The organism is Streptomyces camponoticapitis (assembly GCF_014646115.1).
In the GTDB taxonomy this organism is placed as follows: domain Bacteria; phylum Actinomycetota; class Actinomycetes; order Streptomycetales; family Streptomycetaceae; genus Streptomyces; species Streptomyces camponoticapitis.
Window position 1 is genome coordinate 116,478 of the sequence record NZ_BMMV01000009.1, and the last position, 17,022, is coordinate 133,499.

Annotated in this window: 11 protein-coding genes and 1 pseudogene; 6 read left to right on the forward strand and 6 right to left on the reverse strand. The window is 71.4% G+C overall.

Going from position 1 to position 17,022, the window contains the following annotated elements; all coding sequences use genetic code 11:
• The first annotated feature begins 148 nt into the window (after positions 1-148).
• Positions 149-1,882 (forward strand): ABC transporter ATP-binding protein, encoded by a 1,734-nt coding sequence (locus IEY79_RS16365; RefSeq protein WP_189108217.1) that lies wholly within the window; start codon positions 149-151, stop codon positions 1,880-1,882.
• Positions 1,882-3,816 carry an ABC transporter ATP-binding protein gene (locus tag IEY79_RS16370; RefSeq protein WP_189108218.1) on the forward strand — a complete coding sequence of 645 codons (1,935 nt, stop codon included), beginning with the start codon at positions 1,882-1,884 and terminating at the stop codon, positions 3,814-3,816. Before IEY79_RS16365 ends, IEY79_RS16370 begins: the two co-directional genes overlap by 1 nt.
• Positions 3,817-4,058: 242 nt before the next feature.
• On the opposite strand, the gene IEY79_RS16375 is transcribed toward IEY79_RS16370, so the two are convergent.
• The 5 genes and pseudogenes from IEY79_RS16375 to IEY79_RS16395 all read right to left on the reverse strand — a co-directional run.
• Positions 4,059-5,339 carry an RNA polymerase sigma factor gene (locus IEY79_RS16375; protein ID WP_189108219.1) on the reverse strand — a complete coding sequence of 427 codons (1,281 nt, stop codon included), beginning with the start codon at positions 5,337-5,339 and terminating at the stop codon, positions 4,059-4,061.
• Between the two features lie 210 nt (positions 5,340-5,549).
• Positions 5,550-7,487: a DNA primase gene (gene dnaG / locus IEY79_RS16380; RefSeq protein WP_189108220.1), complete on the reverse strand. Its 1,938-nt coding sequence runs from the start codon at positions 7,485-7,487 to the stop codon at positions 5,550-5,552.
• Positions 7,488-7,556: 69 nt separating this feature from the next.
• Complete coding sequence (locus tag IEY79_RS16385) at positions 7,557-8,843, reverse strand: NAD(P)/FAD-dependent oxidoreductase (RefSeq protein ID WP_189108221.1); 1,287 nt, start codon at positions 8,841-8,843, stop codon at positions 7,557-7,559.
• 223 nt (positions 8,844-9,066) lie between these two features.
• Entirely contained in the window at positions 9,067-10,446 is a 1,380-nt protein-coding gene (locus IEY79_RS16390) for a deoxyguanosinetriphosphate triphosphohydrolase (protein WP_189108222.1), read from the reverse strand.
• Between the two features lie 23 nt (positions 10,447-10,469).
• Positions 10,470-11,201, reverse strand: a pseudogene (locus IEY79_RS16395) (sirohydrochlorin chelatase); the annotation flags it as partial.
• A 388-nt stretch (positions 11,202-11,589) separates the two neighbouring features.
• Here IEY79_RS16395 and IEY79_RS16400 point away from each other — a divergent pair.
• The gene (locus tag IEY79_RS16400) at positions 11,590-12,207 is read left to right on the forward strand and encodes a SanA/YdcF family protein (RefSeq protein WP_308426673.1); all 618 of its coding nucleotides are present in this window, start codon (positions 11,590-11,592) and stop codon (positions 12,205-12,207) included.
• Between the two features lie 116 nt (positions 12,208-12,323).
• Positions 12,324-14,447: a molybdopterin oxidoreductase family protein gene (locus IEY79_RS16405; RefSeq protein WP_189108223.1), complete on the forward strand. Its 2,124-nt coding sequence runs from the start codon at positions 12,324-12,326 to the stop codon at positions 14,445-14,447.
• 273 nt (positions 14,448-14,720) lie between these two features.
• Here the strand turns inward: IEY79_RS16405 and IEY79_RS16410 are convergent, their stop codons facing one another.
• Positions 14,721-15,392, reverse strand: coding sequence for an NADPH-dependent FMN reductase (locus tag IEY79_RS16410; protein WP_189108224.1), 672 nt, complete (start codon positions 15,390-15,392; stop codon positions 14,721-14,723).
• A 64-nt stretch (positions 15,393-15,456) separates the two neighbouring features.
• Here IEY79_RS16410 and IEY79_RS16415 point away from each other — a divergent pair, with 64 nt between their 5' ends.
• Entirely contained in the window at positions 15,457-16,233 is a 777-nt protein-coding gene (locus tag IEY79_RS16415; protein WP_189108225.1) for an aminotransferase class IV family protein, read from the forward strand.
• 221 nt (positions 16,234-16,454) lie between these two features.
• Positions 16,455-16,976, forward strand: coding sequence for a GVDTG sorting domain-containing protein (locus IEY79_RS16420; protein ID WP_189108226.1), 522 nt, complete (start codon positions 16,455-16,457; stop codon positions 16,974-16,976).
• The last annotated feature ends 46 nt before the right edge of the window (positions 16,977-17,022 follow it).

Here is a 17,022-nt window from a genome sequence, read left to right on the forward strand (position 1 = left end):
GGGGGCCTGGCGCGGGGCGGTGGAGCCAGGGGCTCCGGTATGACAGTCGTTCTTGACCGGTCCTTTGTGGAAAACCCTTGGGTCCGGGCGGGCGGCGTGTCGCAGGATGGGTCCGACCCCCGATCTTGCCGAGCCCGAGAGACAGTACGTGCTGCTACGACTACTCAGAACCCATCTGGCCCCCTACAGAACGGCCATCGGTCTGCTGGTGGCTTTCCAGTTCCTGCAGACCTGCGCCTCCCTCTATCTGCCCACCCTCAACGCCGACATCATCGACAACGGTGTCGTGAAGGGGGACACGGGTTACATCATGGAGTTCGGCGGTCTCATGATCGCCGTCAGCGTCCTCCAGGTCCTCGGCCAGATAGGCGCGGTCTACTACGGCGCGCGCACCGCGTCGGCCCTCGGCCGTGACGTGCGGGCCGCGATATTCGACCGGGTGCAGAGCTTCTCCGCGCGCGAGGTCGGCCAGTTCGGCGCACCGTCGCTGATCACGCGTACGACCAACGACGTCCAGCAGGTACAGATGCTGGTCCTGATGTCGTTCACGCTGATGGTGTCGGCCCCGATCATGTGCGTCGGCGGCATCGTCATGGCGCTCGGCCAGGACGTGCCGCTGTCGGGGGTGCTGCTCGGCGTCGTGCCGGTCCTCGGTGTCTCGGTGTCGCTGATCGTGAAGCGGATGCGCCCGCTGTTCCGCACCATGCAGGAGCGGCTCGACACCGTGAACCGGGTGCTGCGTGAGCAGATATCCGGCAACCGCGTCATCCGGGCCTTCGTGCGCGACGAGTACGAGAAGGAGCGGTTCAAGGGCGCCAACACCGATCTCACGGAGATGTCGCTGGCGACCGGCCGGCTGATGGCGCTGATGTTCCCGGTCGTGATGACCGTCGTGAACGTGTCGTCGGTCGCCGTCGTCTGGTTCGGCGCGCACCGTATCGACAGCGGCGGGATGCAGATCGGCGCGCTGACCGCGTTCCTCGCGTATCTCATGCAGATCGTGATGGCCGTGATGATGGCCACCTTCATGTTCATGATGGTGCCGCGCGCCGAGGTGTGTGCCGAGCGCATCGAGGAGGTGCTGGACACCAGGTCGAGTGTCGTCCCGCCGAAGGACCCGGTGCGGACGCTGCGCCGGCACGGTCATCTGGAGGTGCGGGGAGCCGAGTTCCGCTACCCGGGTGCCGAGGAGCCGGTGCTGCGCGAGGTGTCACTGACCGCGAGACCGGGCGAGACGACCGCCGTCATCGGCTCGACCGGCAGCGGCAAGTCGACCCTGCTCGGGCTGGTGCCCCGGCTGGTCGACGCGACCGCCGGCGAGGTGCTGGTGGACGGTGAGAACGTACGGGGTCTCGATCCGGCCCTGCTGGCCAAGACGGTCAGTCTGGTGCCGCAGAAGCCGTATCTGTTCTCGGGGACGGTGGCGACGAATCTGCGGTACGGCAATCCGGACGCGACCGACGAGGACCTGTGGCACGCGCTCGATGTCGCGCAGGCCAAGGAGTTCGTGACCGGGCTGGAGGGCGGGCTGGACGCGCCTGTCGCGCAAGGCGGCACGAACGTCTCCGGCGGGCAGCGCCAGCGGCTCGCCATCGCGCGCACGCTGGTGCAGCGGCCGGAGATCTATCTCTTCGACGACTCGTTCTCCGCGCTGGACTACGCGACGGACGCGGCACTGCGCGCCGCCCTGGCGCGTGAGACCGCCGAGGCGACGGTGGTGATCGTCGCCCAGCGGGTGTCGACCATCCGTGACGCCGACCGGATCATCGTCATGGACGAGGGCCGGGTGGTCGGCGAGGGGCGTCATCACGAGCTGATGGCGGAGAACGAGACGTACCGGGAGATCGTGCTCTCCCAGCTGACCGAGGCGGAGGCGGCCTGATGAGCGGTCCTGGTGGACGCATGATGGCGGCCGGCGCGGGGGCTCCTTCGCAGCGGTCGATGGATTTCAAGGGGTCGAGCAAGCGGCTGCTGCGACGGCTGGCGCGCGAGAAGGTCACCCTGTGGTGGATGCTCGCCGCGGGTGTGCTGAGCGTGGCGGCCTCGGTGGTCGGCCCGAAGATTCTCGGCTCGGCGACCGACCTGATCTTCGCGGGGGTCGTCGGTCGTCAGACGCCGGGGGGTGTCAGCAAGGACGAGACGGTCGCGCGGCTGCGGGACCAGGGCGACGGCGGGCTCGCCGACCTGCTCTCCGGGGTGGACTTCACGCCGGGGCAGGGCATCGACTTCGACGCGGTCGGCCGGGTCCTGCTGCTGGCGCTGGCGGTGTACGTCGCGGCCGGGCTGCTGATGCTCGTCTCGACACGCCTCTCCATCCGGGTCATCAACCTCACCATCTACCGGATGCGTGAGGAGGTACAGGCCAAGCTGTCGCGGCTGCCGCTGTCGTACTTCGACCGTCAGCAGCGCGGCGAGGTGCTGAGCCGGGCGACGAACGATGTCGACAACATCTCGCAGACGCTCCAGCAGACGATGGGCCAGCTCATCAACTCCCTGCTGACGATCGTCGGCGTGCTGGGCATGATGCTGTGGATCTCGCCGCTGCTGGCCCTGGTCGCGCTGGTGACGGTGCCGCTGTCGGTGTTCGTGGCGACGAAGGTCGGCAAGCGCTCACAGCCGCACTTCGTCTCGCAGTGGAAGTCCACGGGCACGCTCAACGCCCATGTCGAGGAGATGTACACGGGGCATGCCCTGGTGAAGGTCTTCGGGCGGCAGGACGAGTCGGCGCAGGCGTTCAAGGAGCAGAACGACGCGCTGTACGAGGCGGGCTTCAAGGCCCAGTACAACAGCGGGATCATGCAGCCGCTGATGTTCTTCATCTCCAACCTCAACTATGTGCTGGTGGCGGTCGTCGGCGGGCTGCGCGTCGCGTCGGGGACGCTGTCCATCGGCGATGTGCAGGCGTTCATCCAGTACTCGCGCCAGTTCTCGATGCCGCTGACCCAGGTGGCGTCGATGGCCAACCTCGTCCAGTCCGGGGTCGCGTCCGCGGAGCGGATATTCGAGCTGCTGGACGCGGACGAGCAGGAGAAGGACGCTCCCTCGGCCGAGCGCCCGCACGAGCTGCGGGGCGGGGTGACGCTGGACGGCGTGGCGTTCCGCTACGAGCCGGAGAAGCCGCTCATCGAGGATCTGTCGCTGTCGGTCGAGCCGGGCCAGACGGTCGCGATCGTCGGTCCGACGGGCGCGGGCAAGACGACGCTGGTCAATCTGCTGATGCGGTTCTACGAGGTGACGGCCGGCCGGATCAGTCTGGACGACATCGACATCGCCACCATGTCGCGTGAGGACCTGCGTTCCCGAATAGGCATGGTCCTCCAGGACACGTGGCTGTTCGGCGGCACGATCGCGGAGAACATCGCGTACGGCGCCGCGCGCGACGTCACCCGGGAGCAGATCGAGGAGGCGGCACGGGCGGCCCACGCGGACCGTTTCATCCGGACGCTGCCCGACGGGTACGAGACCGTGATCGACGACGAGGGATCGGGCGTCAGCGCGGGCGAGAAGCAGCTCATCACGATCGCGCGGGCGTTCCTGTCCGACCCGGTGATCCTGGTGCTGGACGAGGCGACCAGCTCGGTGGACACCCGTACGGAGGTGCTGATCCAGAAGGCGATGGCTCAACTGGCCCACGGGCGGACGAGCTTCGTGATCGCGCACCGGCTCTCCACGATCAGGGACGCGGACGTGATCCTGGTGATGGAGAACGGCTCGATCGTCGAACAGGGCACGCACGAGGGGCTGTTGGCGGCGGAGGGCGCGTACGCGCGGCTGTACGCGGCGCAGTTCGCGCAGGCGGTCGCCGAGGTGGACTAGGGCGTGTTTTGAAAGTGGCGTCGTCCGCCCGCAGGGCGGGGCTCACGGCGTCTGGTGCGTGCGATCGCAAGGCGGAGGATCGCCCTCGTACCGGGCGTACTCGGGCGACCCGACAACGCGGCGAGCGTGCGTACCAGACGCCGTGAGCCAGACGGGACTTTCAAAACACGCCCTAGGGCGCGCGATCACCGGACGGGCCGCCTCGGGGTGGCCCGTCCGGCGTGTGCGAGGGCGGGGCGCGCTCAGTCCAGATAGCCGCGCAATTGGTCCGCGAACGCGTGGTCGCGGAGTTTGCTCAGGGTCTTGGACTCGATCTGCCGGATCCGCTCCCGGGTCACCCCGAAGATCCGGCCGATCTCCTCCAGTGTGCGCGGGCGGCCGTCCGCGAGGCCGTAACGGAGCTGGACCACCTTGCGTTCGCGCTCGCCCAGCGTGGAGAGGACCGCCTCCAGATGCTCGCGGAGCAGCAGGAACGCCGCCGACTCCACGGGTGAGGCCGCGTCGCCGTCCTCGATCAGATCACCGAAGGCGACATCGTCCTCCTCCCCCACCGGCGCGTGCAGGGAGACGGGTTCCTGGGCGAGCCGCAGGACCTCGCCGACCCGCTCGGCGGTCAGCTCCAGCTGTGCCGCGACCTCTTCGTGGGTGGGCTCGTAACCGCGCTCCTGGAGCATCCGGCGCTGGACGCGGACGACCCGGTTGATCAGCTCGACCACATGGACGGGGACCCGGATCGTACGTGCCTGGTCGGCCAGCGCGCGGGACATGGCCTGGCGGATCCACCACGTCGCGTACGTCGAGAACTTGTAGCCGCGCGCGTAGTCGAACTTCTCCACGGCCCGGATCAGGCCGAGGTTCCCCTCCTGGACGAGGTCGAGCATGGTCAGTCCGCGGCCGACGTAGCGCTTGGCGACGGACACGACGAGCCGCAGATTCGCCTCGATGAGCCGGCGCTTGGCCATCCGGCCGAGCACGACGAGCCGGTCGAGGTCGACCGCGAGCTGGGAGTCCAGGTCGGGCGTGGAGCCGAGCTTCTCCTCGGCGAAGAGTCCGGCCTCGACGCGGCGCGCGAGGTCCACCTCCTCGACGGCGGTGAGCAGTTTGATCCGGCCGATCTCCCGCAGATACTGCCGGAAGAGGTCGGAAGAGGGCCCTCCGTTGTCGGCCTTGCCACGCGGACCGACGCGTTCCGGGATCTCGGGGATGTCCACCGGGTCCTCGGTGACGGTCTCTCGGACCGCCTCGGGGCTCGCCCCGGGGGCCGCCCCGGGGCGAGCCCCGGGCGTCGTCTCCGGGTGGTGCGCGGCGCGGCTCTGCGACGGAACCGCCGACGCCAGCTCGGTCTCGGTCAGGGTCTGGGTCTGCACGGGCGCGGCCTCCAGGGTGATCGCTGCCGGATCGGGGGTGTGCGGCAGCGGGACGTGGGCGGCCGGTCCGCCGTCAGTCCCGTACACGATGAGCGGATCCGCGGGGGTCAGAGGCCCACTGTGGGTGGACCGGCCGCGCTCCGAGAACACAGGCACCGCTGTCCAGTGTGGCTTAAGGCACACGGCCGCCACGAGAGGTGTGCGGGGACTTTCTGAGTCCCGTGCGTAACCGGTCAGTTACCGAAGGATGTTTAAAACGTGGGAAGTTGGGGCTGATGGGGGTGGAGCGACAGCCGGGTCGCGCCTCGGCCTCGATCGGCCGGATGCCCTCGGCCCGCCGGACAGACGGAACAGACGGGACAGACCCTAGAGCGCCGCCGCGCCGTTGTTGCGCAGGGACTGGCGGTACTGCTGGAGCACCCACAGCTCGTTCTGCACGGCCTGGTGCCGTTCCTCGTCCGCGCCGGTGCCCAGGCGGGCCAGCGTGCCCGTCACGTCGTGGATGCGGATGTCGACGGCGCGCAGCCGGACGCGTACGAGCTGCTCCCCCGCGTACGCCTCGTCGATCGTCTTGCCGTGGAGGACCTCCACCGCCAGCTCCGTGACCAGGGCCCGCACCGCGTCGTTCGGCGCGGCCTCGCGGACCCGCGCCAGATACTCCGGCGCGGAGTCGGTGCCCTGCTCGGCCCCGCCCGCGTCCTCGATCGCCCGGCGGACCGCCGCGTACGGCGGGGCGGTGAACTCGTCCACGCCGTACGCGTCGAAGGCCGGGGAGACCAGCTCGGGCCGCTGGAGGGCGAGTTTGAGCAGTTCGCGCTCGGTGCGGTGGGCGGGGCTGCGGAGATTGAGCGCCGGCCCGGAGGGAGCCGCGGGACGCCCGGAGTCGTAGGAGGACGACGGGCCGCCCCGTCCGCCCCGGTCGGACGCCTGGCCCGCCTGCCCCGCCGGTGCCGCGGGACCGCGTCCGCCCCGGTCGCGCGCCCAACGGGCCATCTGCGCCACGCGTTTGACCACGAACTGGGTGTCGAGGATGCCGAGGATGCCGGCGAGCTGGACGGCGACCTCGTGCTGCGACGCGCCGTTCTTGATCCGGGCCACGATGGGGCCCGCCTCGTCCAGCGCGGACGCGCGGCCCGCCGGGGTCTCCAGGTCGTACCGGGAGACGATCTGGCGGATCGCGAACTCGAAGAGCGGCGTGCGCGGTTCCACCAGGTCCTGGACGGCCGCGTCACCCTTGCTGAGCCGCAGTTCGCACGGGTCCATGCCGTCGGGCGCGATCGCGATGTACGTCTCGGCGGCGAACTTCTGGTCGTCCTCGAAGGCACGCAGCGCGGCCTTCTGGCCCGCCGCGTCACCGTCGAAGGTGAAGATCACCCGGGCGCTGCCGTTGTCCATCAGCAGCCGGCGCAGGATCTTGATGTGGTCGGTGCCGAAGGCCGTGCCGCAGGTGGCGATGGCGGTCGTGATCCCCGCCAGATGGCAGGCCATCACGTCCGTGTAGCCCTCGACCACCACCGCCCGGCTGGCCTTGGCGATGTCCTTCTTGGCCAGGTCCACCCCGTACAGCACCTGGGACTTCTTGTAGATCGCGGTGTCCGGGGTGTTCAGATACTTGGGCCCGTTGTCGTCGTCGCGCAGCTTGCGCGCGCCGAAGCCGACGACCTCGCCCGAGATGTCGCGGATGGGCCACATCAGCCGGCCCCGGAACCGGTCGATCGGACCCCGGCGGCCGTCCTGGGAGAGCCCGGCGAGCAGCAGCTCCTTGTCGCTGAAGCCCTTGCCGCGCAGGAAACGGGTCAGATGGTCCCAGCCCGCCGGGCTGTAACCGATCCCGAAATGCTCGGCCGCCGCCTGGTCGAAGCCCCGCTCGGCGAGGAACTTCCGGCCGATCCCGGCCTCTTCACCGGCGAGCTGCTCCACATAGAACTCGGCCGCCGCCTTGTGCGCCTCCACCAGCCGGATCCGCTCGCCCCGCTGGTGGGTGGGGTTGTACCCGCCCTCCTCGTACCGCAGTGTGATGCCCGCCTTGGCGGCGAGGCGCTCGACCGTCTCGGAGAAGGAGAGATGGTCGATCTTCATCACGAAGGCGATGGTGTCCCCGCCCTCCTGGCAGCCGAAGCAGTGGAAGAGACCCTTGCTCGGACTGACCTGGAAGGACGGGGACTTCTCGTCGTGGAAGGGGCAGAGACCCTTGAGATTGCCTCCGCCGGCCGGGCGCAGTTGCAGATACTCGGACACGACGGTGTCGATCGGGACCGCGTCCCGAACCACCTTCACGTCGTCGTCGTTGATCCTGCCTGCCACACGGGAATCCTACGGGGACGCACGGACAGTCCCCTACGCCCGGTCCACCCCGCCCGTCCCGCGGACCTCTCAGTCGCCGGTCGTGCCGAAGCTTTCCAGCGGCACCGTCGGGTCGGCGAGGGCGTCGAGATCCTGCTGTCCGCCGGAACCGATGATCCGCTGGATGTCGCCGGTGACGTCCCACACGTTGACGTTCATCCCGGCCAGCACCCGGCGGTCCTTGAGCCAGAAGGCGATGAACTCCCTCTTTCCCGCGTCGCCGCGCACCACCACCTGGTCGTAACTGCCGGGCGGCGCCCAGCCCGAGTACTCCAGGCCCAGGTCGTACTGGTCGGAGAAGAAGTACGGCAGCCGGTCGTACGTCACGTCCTGGCCGAGCATCGAGCGGGCCGCAGCCGGGCCGCCGTTGAGCGCGTTGGCCCAGTGTTCGACACGCAGCCTGTCCGTGGGCAGCTCGGTGCCGGGCAGCGAGAAGGGGAAGGAGGCCACGTCGCCGGCCGCGTAGATGTCCGGGTCGGAGGTGCGCAGGCCCAGGTCGACGGCGACTCCGCCGCCGTGCTCGCGGTCCACGAGGTCGAGGCCGGCCGCCTCGGCGAGGCCCGTACGGGGCGCGGCGCCGATCGCGGCGAGCACGGCGTGCGCCATGTGCTCCTCGCCGTCCTGGGTGCGGACGGACAGGACCATGCCGTCCTGGCCGACGATCTCGGTGAGCCGGGCGCCGAAGTGGAACCGTACGCCGTGCTCGCTGTGCAGTTCGGTGAAGAGCTGTCCCAGCTCCGGGCCGATGACCTGGTGCAGCGGCGTCGGGTGCGGCTCGACGATGGTGACCTCGGCGCCGTACCCGCGGGCGGCGGATGCGACCTCCAGACCGATCCAGCCGCCGCCGGCGATGACCAGATGGCCGTTGTCGCGGCCGAGGGTGGTGAGGACCTGGCGGAGCCGGTCGGCGTGGGCGAGCCTGCGCAGATGGTGGACACCCGCGAGGTCGGTGCCGGGGATGTCGAGACGGCGGGGTTCGGAGCCGGTGGTCAGGAGCAGCTTGTCGTAGCGCACGGAGGTGCCGTCGCCGAGGTGGACGCAGCGGGTGCCGCGGTCGATCTCGGTGACCGTCTGGCCGAGGTGGAGCTCCACCCGTTGCCGGGCGTACCAGGCGGGCTCGTGGACGAAGACGCTGTCGCGCTCCTCCTTGCCGGTCAGGAAGCCCTTCGACAGCGGGGGGCGTTCGTAGGGGTGGTCTCCCTCGTCCCCGATGATGATCACTCGGCCGGTGAAGCCTTCGGTACGGAGGGTTTCCGCGGCCTTCGCCCCGGCCAGCCCACCGCCGACGATCACGAAAGTCCGATGTGCGTCGACCACTTGATGCCTCCTCGTTACGCTGCCGCCATCTGTGAGCGTCCCGCACGGAGCGTGATGGCGAAAGAGGGGAGGCTCCACGGGCATGGTTCCGGCTTGATGTGGCTACCTTGCTACACGCGTCATCCCAGTGCGTGGCGGCTCGGCCCGCTTCGGCCATTGGCTGAATATGACGGGTGCCTGATGCACGGTGCGGGCGCCCGGGTGAGGCGCCCCGGTGCGTCCCTCAGGTGCGACCGGTGAGCGCCGTGTGAAGGGAGCGCGCCGCCGCATCCGTAAGAGAGGCGATCTGGTCGACGATCACCCGCTTGCGGGCACGGTCATCGGACGCCGTGTCGAAGAGGGCGCGGAACTGCGGGTCGAGACCGTCGGGCGCGCGGGCCGTCAGCGTCCGGGCGAGTTCGGCGAGGACGATGCGCTGGTCCGCGCGGAGGGATTCCTGGTCGGCGCGCTGCATCACATAGCGGTGGGCGACCGCTTTCAGTACGGCGCACTCGTCGCGCGCCTCCCGGGGGACGACCAGCGAGGCGCCGTAGCGGGTGAGCGGCCCGGTCCCGTACTCCGCCCGGGTGGCGGTCTCGGCCGCGAGACAGAACCGGCCGATGAGCTGGCTGGTGGCGTCCTTGAGCCTGGCCTGGGCGACGGCCGTCCCGTCGTAGCCGTGCGGCCACCACTCCTGGACCATGAGCCGGTCCAGTGCGTCGGCCAGCTGTCCCGGGTCGGTTCCGTGCGGTACGTAGCGGCCGATCGCGACCGCCCAGATCTCCTCCCGCTCGGGCGCCGAGAGAAGCATTCCCGGGTCCACATGGCCGGCGTGCAGGCCGTCCTCGAAGTCGTGCACCGAGTACGCGACGTCGTCGGACCAGTCCATCACCTGCGCCTCGAAGCAGACGCGGTTGGGCGGGGCGCCACGTCTGGCCCATTCGAAGACGGGCAGGTCGTCCTCGTACACGCCGAACTTCACCGAGCCCGGGTCGGTGGGGTGGGCGCCCTGCGGCCAGGGGTACTTCGTCGCGGCGTCGAGGACCGCGCGCGTGAGGTTGAGGCCGACGCTGACGAGGTGTGCGCCGCCGTCGGCCCCGGCCTGCGCCTCGGCGGCGGCCTCCGCGTGCGGCGCGGTGAGCGTCGTGCTGATCGCCGCCGACACCGAGTCGGCGCGGACGAAACGCTTCGGCTCGATGCGGGTGAGCAGGCGCAGCGACTGGGCGTTGCCCTCGAAGCCGCCGCAGTCCTTGGCGAAGTCGTTGAGCACCTGTTCACCGTTGTGGCCGAACGGCGGATGGCCCATGTCGTGCGAGAGACACGCGGTCTCCACGAGGTCCGGGTCGCAGCCGAGCGCGGCGCCGAGTTCGCGGCCGACCTGGGCGCACTCCAGGGAGTGGGTCAGCCGGGTGCGGGGGCTGGCGTCCCACTCCTGGCTCTGCGAGCCGGGTGTCACGACCTGGGTCTTGCCCGCGAGCCGGCGAAGGGCCGAGGAGTGCAGGACGCGCGCGCGGTCGCGCTGGAAGGCGGTGCGGCCGGGGCGCTTGTCCGGTTCGGCCGAGAAGCGTTCGGTGTCCGCCGGGTCGTAGGCGCTGTCGTCGTGAGGTGCGGTGATGCCTTCCATGCACCGAAGGTAACCGGCTCGGCCGCCGGGTATGCCCGCGCCTCCTCGTAGCGGTGGAGCAGGAGGCGTGCCATGTCCGGGTGGGCGCCGAGCGGGGCGGCGGCGGTCCATGGCGCGTCGGCGGCCGCACGGGTGGCGAAGTGACCGGGGGCGGTGAAGTACGACGCGAGCGCGATACGGCTCCGGCCACGTGCCGTCAGGTCCCGTACGGCGTCGCGGACGGTGGGGGTGGCGGCGGACGCGTACGCGGGGACGACCGGCACCCCGCCGAGCCGCGCGCTCAGCAGCGCCGCCGTGCGGCGGGCGGCCGCGGCCGAGCGCGGGTCGCGTGATCCGGCGGCGGCCAGGACGACGGCGGTGTCGTCCGCACGGTGCGGTTCGTCGCGCCAGCCGGCCTCCACGAGGCGTGCGTACAAGGTCTCGACCAGCAGCGGGTGCGGGCCGAGCGGTGCGGCGATCGTGGTCCGCAGCCGGGGCGCGGCGGCGGCCGCGCGGGGCAGGTCGTACGTGATGTGGTGGCCGGGTCCGAGCAGCAGCGGTACGAGGACGGCCCGGCCGCCTCCCAAGGAGGCGAGCGTGTCGGCGAGGGAGGGCCGCTCGATCTCGATGTGCCCGAGCCGGACGGTGAGACCGGGCCGGTGCTCCTGGACCAGTCGCAGCAGGGCCCTGACGGTGCGCAGGGCGCGTGGGTCGCGGCTGCCGTGGGCGACGACGACAAGGGTGGGGGCGGGGGTCCCGGCGGGCGGCTCATCCATGGGCCGATCCTGGGGGGCGGACGTTGCCGGGTGGTTGCGGCGGGTGTCGCGGAGGTTTTCGGGGTGCTCACAGGCGCGAGGGGGGCACTGCGAACTCTTCGGCGGCGCCGGACGTCCTACCGGGTGCGGGTTACGCGGTACGGGGTCCGCACGGGCGGCGGGGCCGTACGGAAGAGACGAATGACGGGGGCTCATGTTCACGCCGAAGATGCCACGGCCGCGGCTGCCGGGGATACGCGTGCCGAAGGTGCGGCTTCCCGAGGTGTGCGTGCCGAAGGTGCGGCTTCCCGAGGTGCGCGTGCCGAAGGTGCGGCTGCGAAAGGTGCGGCTGCCCCGGGTGCGGCTGCCGAGGACCCGGCGGGAGCGGCGGCTCGCGGTGCAGGCCCTCATGCTCGGGTGTGTCGTGGCGCTGACGCCGCCCACCTGGATGTGGGCGACGGCCGACGCCCATGTCCGTACCGTCGCCGACGTGCCGGAGCATGATGTCGCCGTCGTGTTCGGGGCGGGGCTGCGGGGTGACGCGCCGGCGCCGTATCTGGCGCACCGGCTCGACACGGCGGTCGAACTGTACGAGAGCGGCAAGGTGAAGGTCGTGCTCGTCACCGGCGACAACAGCCGCGAGGAGTACGACGAGCCGGACGCCATGCGGAGCTATCTGACGGCACGTGGAGTCCCGGACGACCGGATAGTCAGCGACTTCGCGGGCTTCGACACCTGGGACTCCTGCGTCCGGGCGAAGAAGATCTTCGGGGTGGAGCGGGCGGTGCTGGTGACGCAGGGCTTCCACGTACGGCGCGCGGTCGCGCTCTGCCGGGCGGCGGGCGTCGATTCGTACGGTGTCGGGGTCGCCGAGCGGCACGACGTGACCTGGTACTACGGCGGGGTCCGGGAGCTGGCGGCGGCGGGCAAGGCGGCGCTGGACGCGCTGACCCGGCCCGATCCGCACTTCCTCGGTCCGGTCGAGACCGGTGTCGGCGAGGCGCTGGCGGGCGGCGGGCGGCCCTGAAGCGGGCCCACCCGGGCCGGCCCTCACAGCGCGGGGCGGACGGGCGGGAGGTGCGCGTGTCGGGGGCGTAACCGCCCACGGCCGGGGCCGTAACACCGGGAACGCACGCTGGCGCCATGACCGATGCCGCTGTCCCGACCCACTGCCCGTACTGCGCGTTGCAGTGCGGGATGAGCCTGCGGCGTACGGGCGGCGAGGACCCAGGTGTCGAGGTCGTCGAGCGCACCGACTTCCCCGTCAACCGTGGCGCGCTGTGCGGCAAGGGGCGTACGGCGCCCGCCGTGCTGTCGTCACGGGTGCGGCTCACCGGACCGCTGGTACGGCGGCCGGGCAGTGGCGCGCTCGAACCCGCCACCTGGGACGAGGCGCTCGGCGCCGTCGCCGACGGGCTCGCGAGGACGCGGTCGGGCCACGGTCCGGACGCGGTGGGCGTCTTCGGCGGGGGCGGGCTGACGAACGAGAAGGCGTACACGCTCGGAAAGTTCGCCCGTGTCGTGCTGGGGACCTCGCAGATCGACTACAACGGGCGTTTCTGCATGTCGTCGGCCGCCGCCGCGCACCAGAGGGCGTTCGGGCTCGACCGGGGGCTGCCGTTCCCGCTGGCGGACGTCCCGCGTACGGGGTGCGTCGTCCTGGTCGGTTCGAATCTCGCCGAGACCATGCCGCCCGCTCTGCGCCATCTGACCGAACTGCGCGAGAACGGCGGCACGTTGATCGTCGTCGATCCGCGCAGGACGAAAACCGCCGAGCAGGCGGATCTCCATCTGGCGCCGCGGCCCGGCACGGATCTGGCCCTGGCGCTCGGCCTGCTGCACCTGGTGGTGGCGGGGGGCCGGACCGACGAGGCGTTCATCCGGGAGCGTACGACCGGCTGGCCGGAGGCCAGGGCCGCGGCGATGGCGCACTGGCCGGAGCACGTCGAGCGGGTCACGGGCGTGCCGGTACCCCAACTCCGGGAGGCGGTGCGGCTGTTCTGCGACGCGCCGACGAGCATGGTGCTCACGGCGCGCGGGCCGGAGCAGCAGTCCAAGGGCACCGACACGGTGAGCGCCTGGATCAACCTCTGCCTGGCGACGGGGCGCGCGGGCCGGCCACTGTCCGGCTACGGCTGTCTCACCGGCCAGGGCAACGGCCAGGGCGGCCGTGAACACGGCCAGAAGGCGGACCAGTTGCCCGGCTACCGGAAGCTGACCGACCCGGCCGCGCGGGAGCATGTGGCGCGGGTGTGGGGCGTGGACCCGGACGCGCTGCCGGGACCGGGGCGCAGCGCGTACGAACTGCTCGACGCACTCGGTGGCGAGGTGAAGGCGCTGCTGCTGATGGGCTCGAACCCGGTCGTCTCGGCGCCGCGCGCCTCACACATCGAGGGGCGGCTGCGGTCGCTGGACTTCCTGGCCGTGGCGGACGTGGTGCTCTCGGAGACGGCGGCACTGGCCGATGTGGTGCTGCCGGTGGCGCAGTGGGCGGAGGAGACGGGGACGACGACGAATCTGGAGGGCCGCGTCCTGCTGCGCCGCCGGGCGATCACCCCACCACCGGGCGTACGGACGGATCTTGAGGTCCTGCACGGCCTCGCGGGTCTGCTCGGCCACGAGAAGGGCTTCCCGCAGGACCCGGAAGAGGTCTTCGACGAGCTGCGCAGGGCCTCGGCGGGTGGTCCGGCCGACTACTCGGGGATCACCTACCGGCGGATCGTCGCCGAGGACGGGGTGTTCTGGCCCTGCCCGGAGGCGGGGACAGAGGCGGGCGCCCAGCCGCAGGCGCCGCGGACCGCGCCGCATCCCGGGACGCCGCGGCTGTTTCTTGAGCGGTTCGCGACGGCGGACGGACGGGCGCGGTTCGCGGATGTGGTGCATCGGGAGGCCGGGGAGGAGACCGACGGGGAGTATCCCGTGCTGCTCACCACCGGGCGGGTCGTGGCGCAGTATCAGTCGGGGGCGCAGACCCGGCGGGTCGGGGAGTTGAACGACGCGGCGCCCGGCCCCTTCGTCGAGCTGCATCCGCGCCTCGCCGAGCGCCTCGGGGTGGTCGACGGGGACCGGCTCGTCGTGGTGTCGCGGCGGGGCCGGGCGGTGGCGCCCGCGCGGGTCACGGATGCGATCCGCGCGGACACCGTCTTCATGCCGTTCCACTGGCCGGGCGAGGGCCGGGCGAACAATCTGACCAATCCGGCTCTCGACCCGACGTCCCGCATGCCGGAGTTCAAGGTGTGCGCGGTCCGCGTCGAGCGGGCGGAATGACGGGGGCAGCGGGTACGAGGCGTGCTCGGCGCCGGTGTGGACGGTGGTCCGGCCGTCGTACGTCCCCGCCATCCGGTCGCGGTCGTCGTTGTGCGGGAACGGCCCGCACCCGGTGAGGTCGTTCTTCGGACTGGACAGCCGGGCGCCGGGGCCGGGGTGGACGGTCCCTGCCGCGCACCCGGAGCCCGATCCGGTAGCCGGCCGGGACGCCAACCGGCGACGGTCCGACGCGCCCGCGAACTCACCGGCCGGACCGGCGTGGTCCAGGCCCCCTCAACCGGCGTACGCGCGGGCCGACTTGGCGTCCCGCAGGGCCAGGCCCCACCAGGCGATCTGGTCGAGCATGGCGGCGGCCGCCGCCTCGGCGCCGTCCGGGTCCCGGTGCCTGCCCTCGTCGTCGAAGAGCGCACCGGCGTTGTGGAAGGAGACGGTGTCGCGTACGGATACGGCGTGCAGCTCGGCGAAGACCTGGCGCAGATGCTCGACGGCGCGCAGGCCGCCGGAGATCCCTCCGTACGAGACGAACCCGACGGGCTTGGCCTGCCACTCGTGGAAGTGCCAGTCGATCAGGGCTTTGAGGGACGCGGGGTAGGAGTGGTTGTACTCGGGGGTGACCACGACGAAGGCGTCCGCCTCGGCCAGTCGGTGGGTGATCCCGGCGAGCTGGTCGCGGACCTGGGCGGTCGGTCTGAAGGAGAGAGCGGTCGGCAGATCGGTGTCGGCGAGGTCGATCAGCTCGACGGTGAAGTCGGCGCGCCCGGCGGCCCGGGAGACGAACCAGTCGGAGACGACCGGGCCGAACCGCCCGTGCCGGTTGCTGCCCAGGATGACGGCGAGCTTGAGGGGCGCCCGGGAATCCGGTGAAGCCGGGGAATCCTGGGACGCCGGGGCATCGGTTGACTTCGGGGTCGCCGCGGTCTCGGCATCGTTCGTGGTGATGTCCATGCCGTCGAGCCTGATACCTGAACCAAGGTTCAGGTCAAGCCCGGCTTGCCCGTACCGTGGGGCCATGGCAGATCCCCTGGCACATTTCGAAGTTGTCGAGGTCAACGGCGAGCCCGCCACGGAGGCCGCGCTGCGGGTCCCCGCGTTGAACACCTACGGGCATTTCACCGCGATGCAGGTCAGGGGCGGCCGGGTCCGCGGACGGGATCTCCATCTCGCCCGGCTCGATTCGGCCACCCGTGAACTGTTCGGCGCGGGTCTGGACGGGGAGCGCGTACGGGAACTGATCCGGCACGCGCTCGGTGACATCTCCGACGCCTCGGCCCGCGTCTACGTGCACTGGCCGGAGGGCGAGAAGGAGGCGCGGGTGATGGTCACCGTCAGACCGCCGCAGACCAAGTCGGACCGGCCGCACGGCCTGATGTCGGTGCCGTACGCCCGCCCGGTCCCGCACATCAAGCATCTGGGCGGCTTCGGACAGACGCACTATCTGCTGGCCGCCGAGCGCGCGGGCTTCGACGAGGCGCTGCTGACGGCGCCCGGAGGGGTGGTGACGGAGGGAGCCGTCACCAACATCGCCTTCTGGGACGGCTCGTCCGTGGTCTGGCCGCAGGCGCCCTCGCTGCTCGGGATCACCATGGCGCTGCTGGAGCCGCGGCTGCCCTCCGTACGGAGGCCGGTGACGCTGGCCGACCTGCCCTCGTACGCGTCGGCGTTCATCACGAACTCGCAGGGTTTCGCGCCCGTCGACCGGATCGACGACGTGGCGTTCACGGTCGACACGGAGCTGATGGGAGCGGTGACGGCGGCGTACGAAGCGGTGGAGTGGGACGCGATCTGAGCCGCCGCCGTCACCGCTCCGGGGATGCTCACCCATTCGGCACGACGGGGCACCCGGCGTGTCCCGCTCCCGGTCTTCCCGTCCTGACCTGCGGAGACGCCGACCGGCAAGCGGGACACGCCGCACGGACGGAGTCAATCTGATCCTCCATCAGCAGGCGTGCGCGCCGGGCTGCGCCTTATCTCGGAAGAGACGAGAACCGCGCCGCCCCGGAGGACACCATGCGCACCACCGCCCGCCTGCTGACCGGTACCGCGCTGGCTGCCGCCTCGCTCGGAGTGTCCCTCGCGGCCCCCACCGCCGCGTCCGCCGGCGACCGGGGCGAACTGGACCTGTACCCCTCGACGTCCGCGCCCGGCGCGACCGTCACCGTCAACACCACCGCCTGCGGCAAGAACGGCCACGGCAGGGGTGACGCGAGTTCCCTGGGCGCGGGCGAGTTCCATCTGCGGCCCGGCGACTACAAGGACATCGTCGTCGGCCGGTTCCGCGTGCCCGAGAACACCCGGGCCGGCACCTACGGCGTCTTCGTACGCTGCGAGAACGGCCGGGAGGCCCGCGGCGACCTGACGGTCGAGCACCACCGTCAGGAGCAGCCGTCCGGCCATGTGCGGACCGGGGTCGGCGGCAGCGTCGGGCCCGACACCACCCAGATCGCGGCGGGGGCGGCCCTGCTGGCCGCTGCCGCCGTCGGCGGGACCCTGCTCCTGCGCCGCCGGGCGAGCGGCGCGCAGGACAGCTAGGGCCTCTCCTCGGATCCGGCCGGATCAGGGACCGCGAGCCCGGCGG

Coding starts and splice junctions, on each gene's coding strand:
- IEY79_RS16370 (WP_189108218.1), top strand. CDS start 1,882: ATGAGCGGTCCTGGTGGACGCATGATGGCGGCCGGCGCGGGGGCTCCT.
- IEY79_RS16390 (WP_189108222.1), bottom strand. CDS start 10,446: ATGGAAGGCATCACCGCACCTCACGACGACAGCGCCTACGACCCGGCG.
- IEY79_RS16400 (WP_308426673.1), top strand. CDS start 11,590: ATGCTCGGGTGTGTCGTGGCGCTGACGCCGCCCACCTGGATGTGGGCG.
- IEY79_RS16405 (WP_189108223.1), top strand. CDS start 12,324: ATGACCGATGCCGCTGTCCCGACCCACTGCCCGTACTGCGCGTTGCAG.
- IEY79_RS16410 (WP_189108224.1), bottom strand. CDS start 15,392: ATGGACATCACCACGAACGATGCCGAGACCGCGGCGACCCCGAAGTCA.
- IEY79_RS16415 (WP_189108225.1), top strand. CDS start 15,457: ATGGCAGATCCCCTGGCACATTTCGAAGTTGTCGAGGTCAACGGCGAG.
- IEY79_RS16420 (WP_189108226.1), top strand. CDS start 16,455: ATGCGCACCACCGCCCGCCTGCTGACCGGTACCGCGCTGGCTGCCGCC.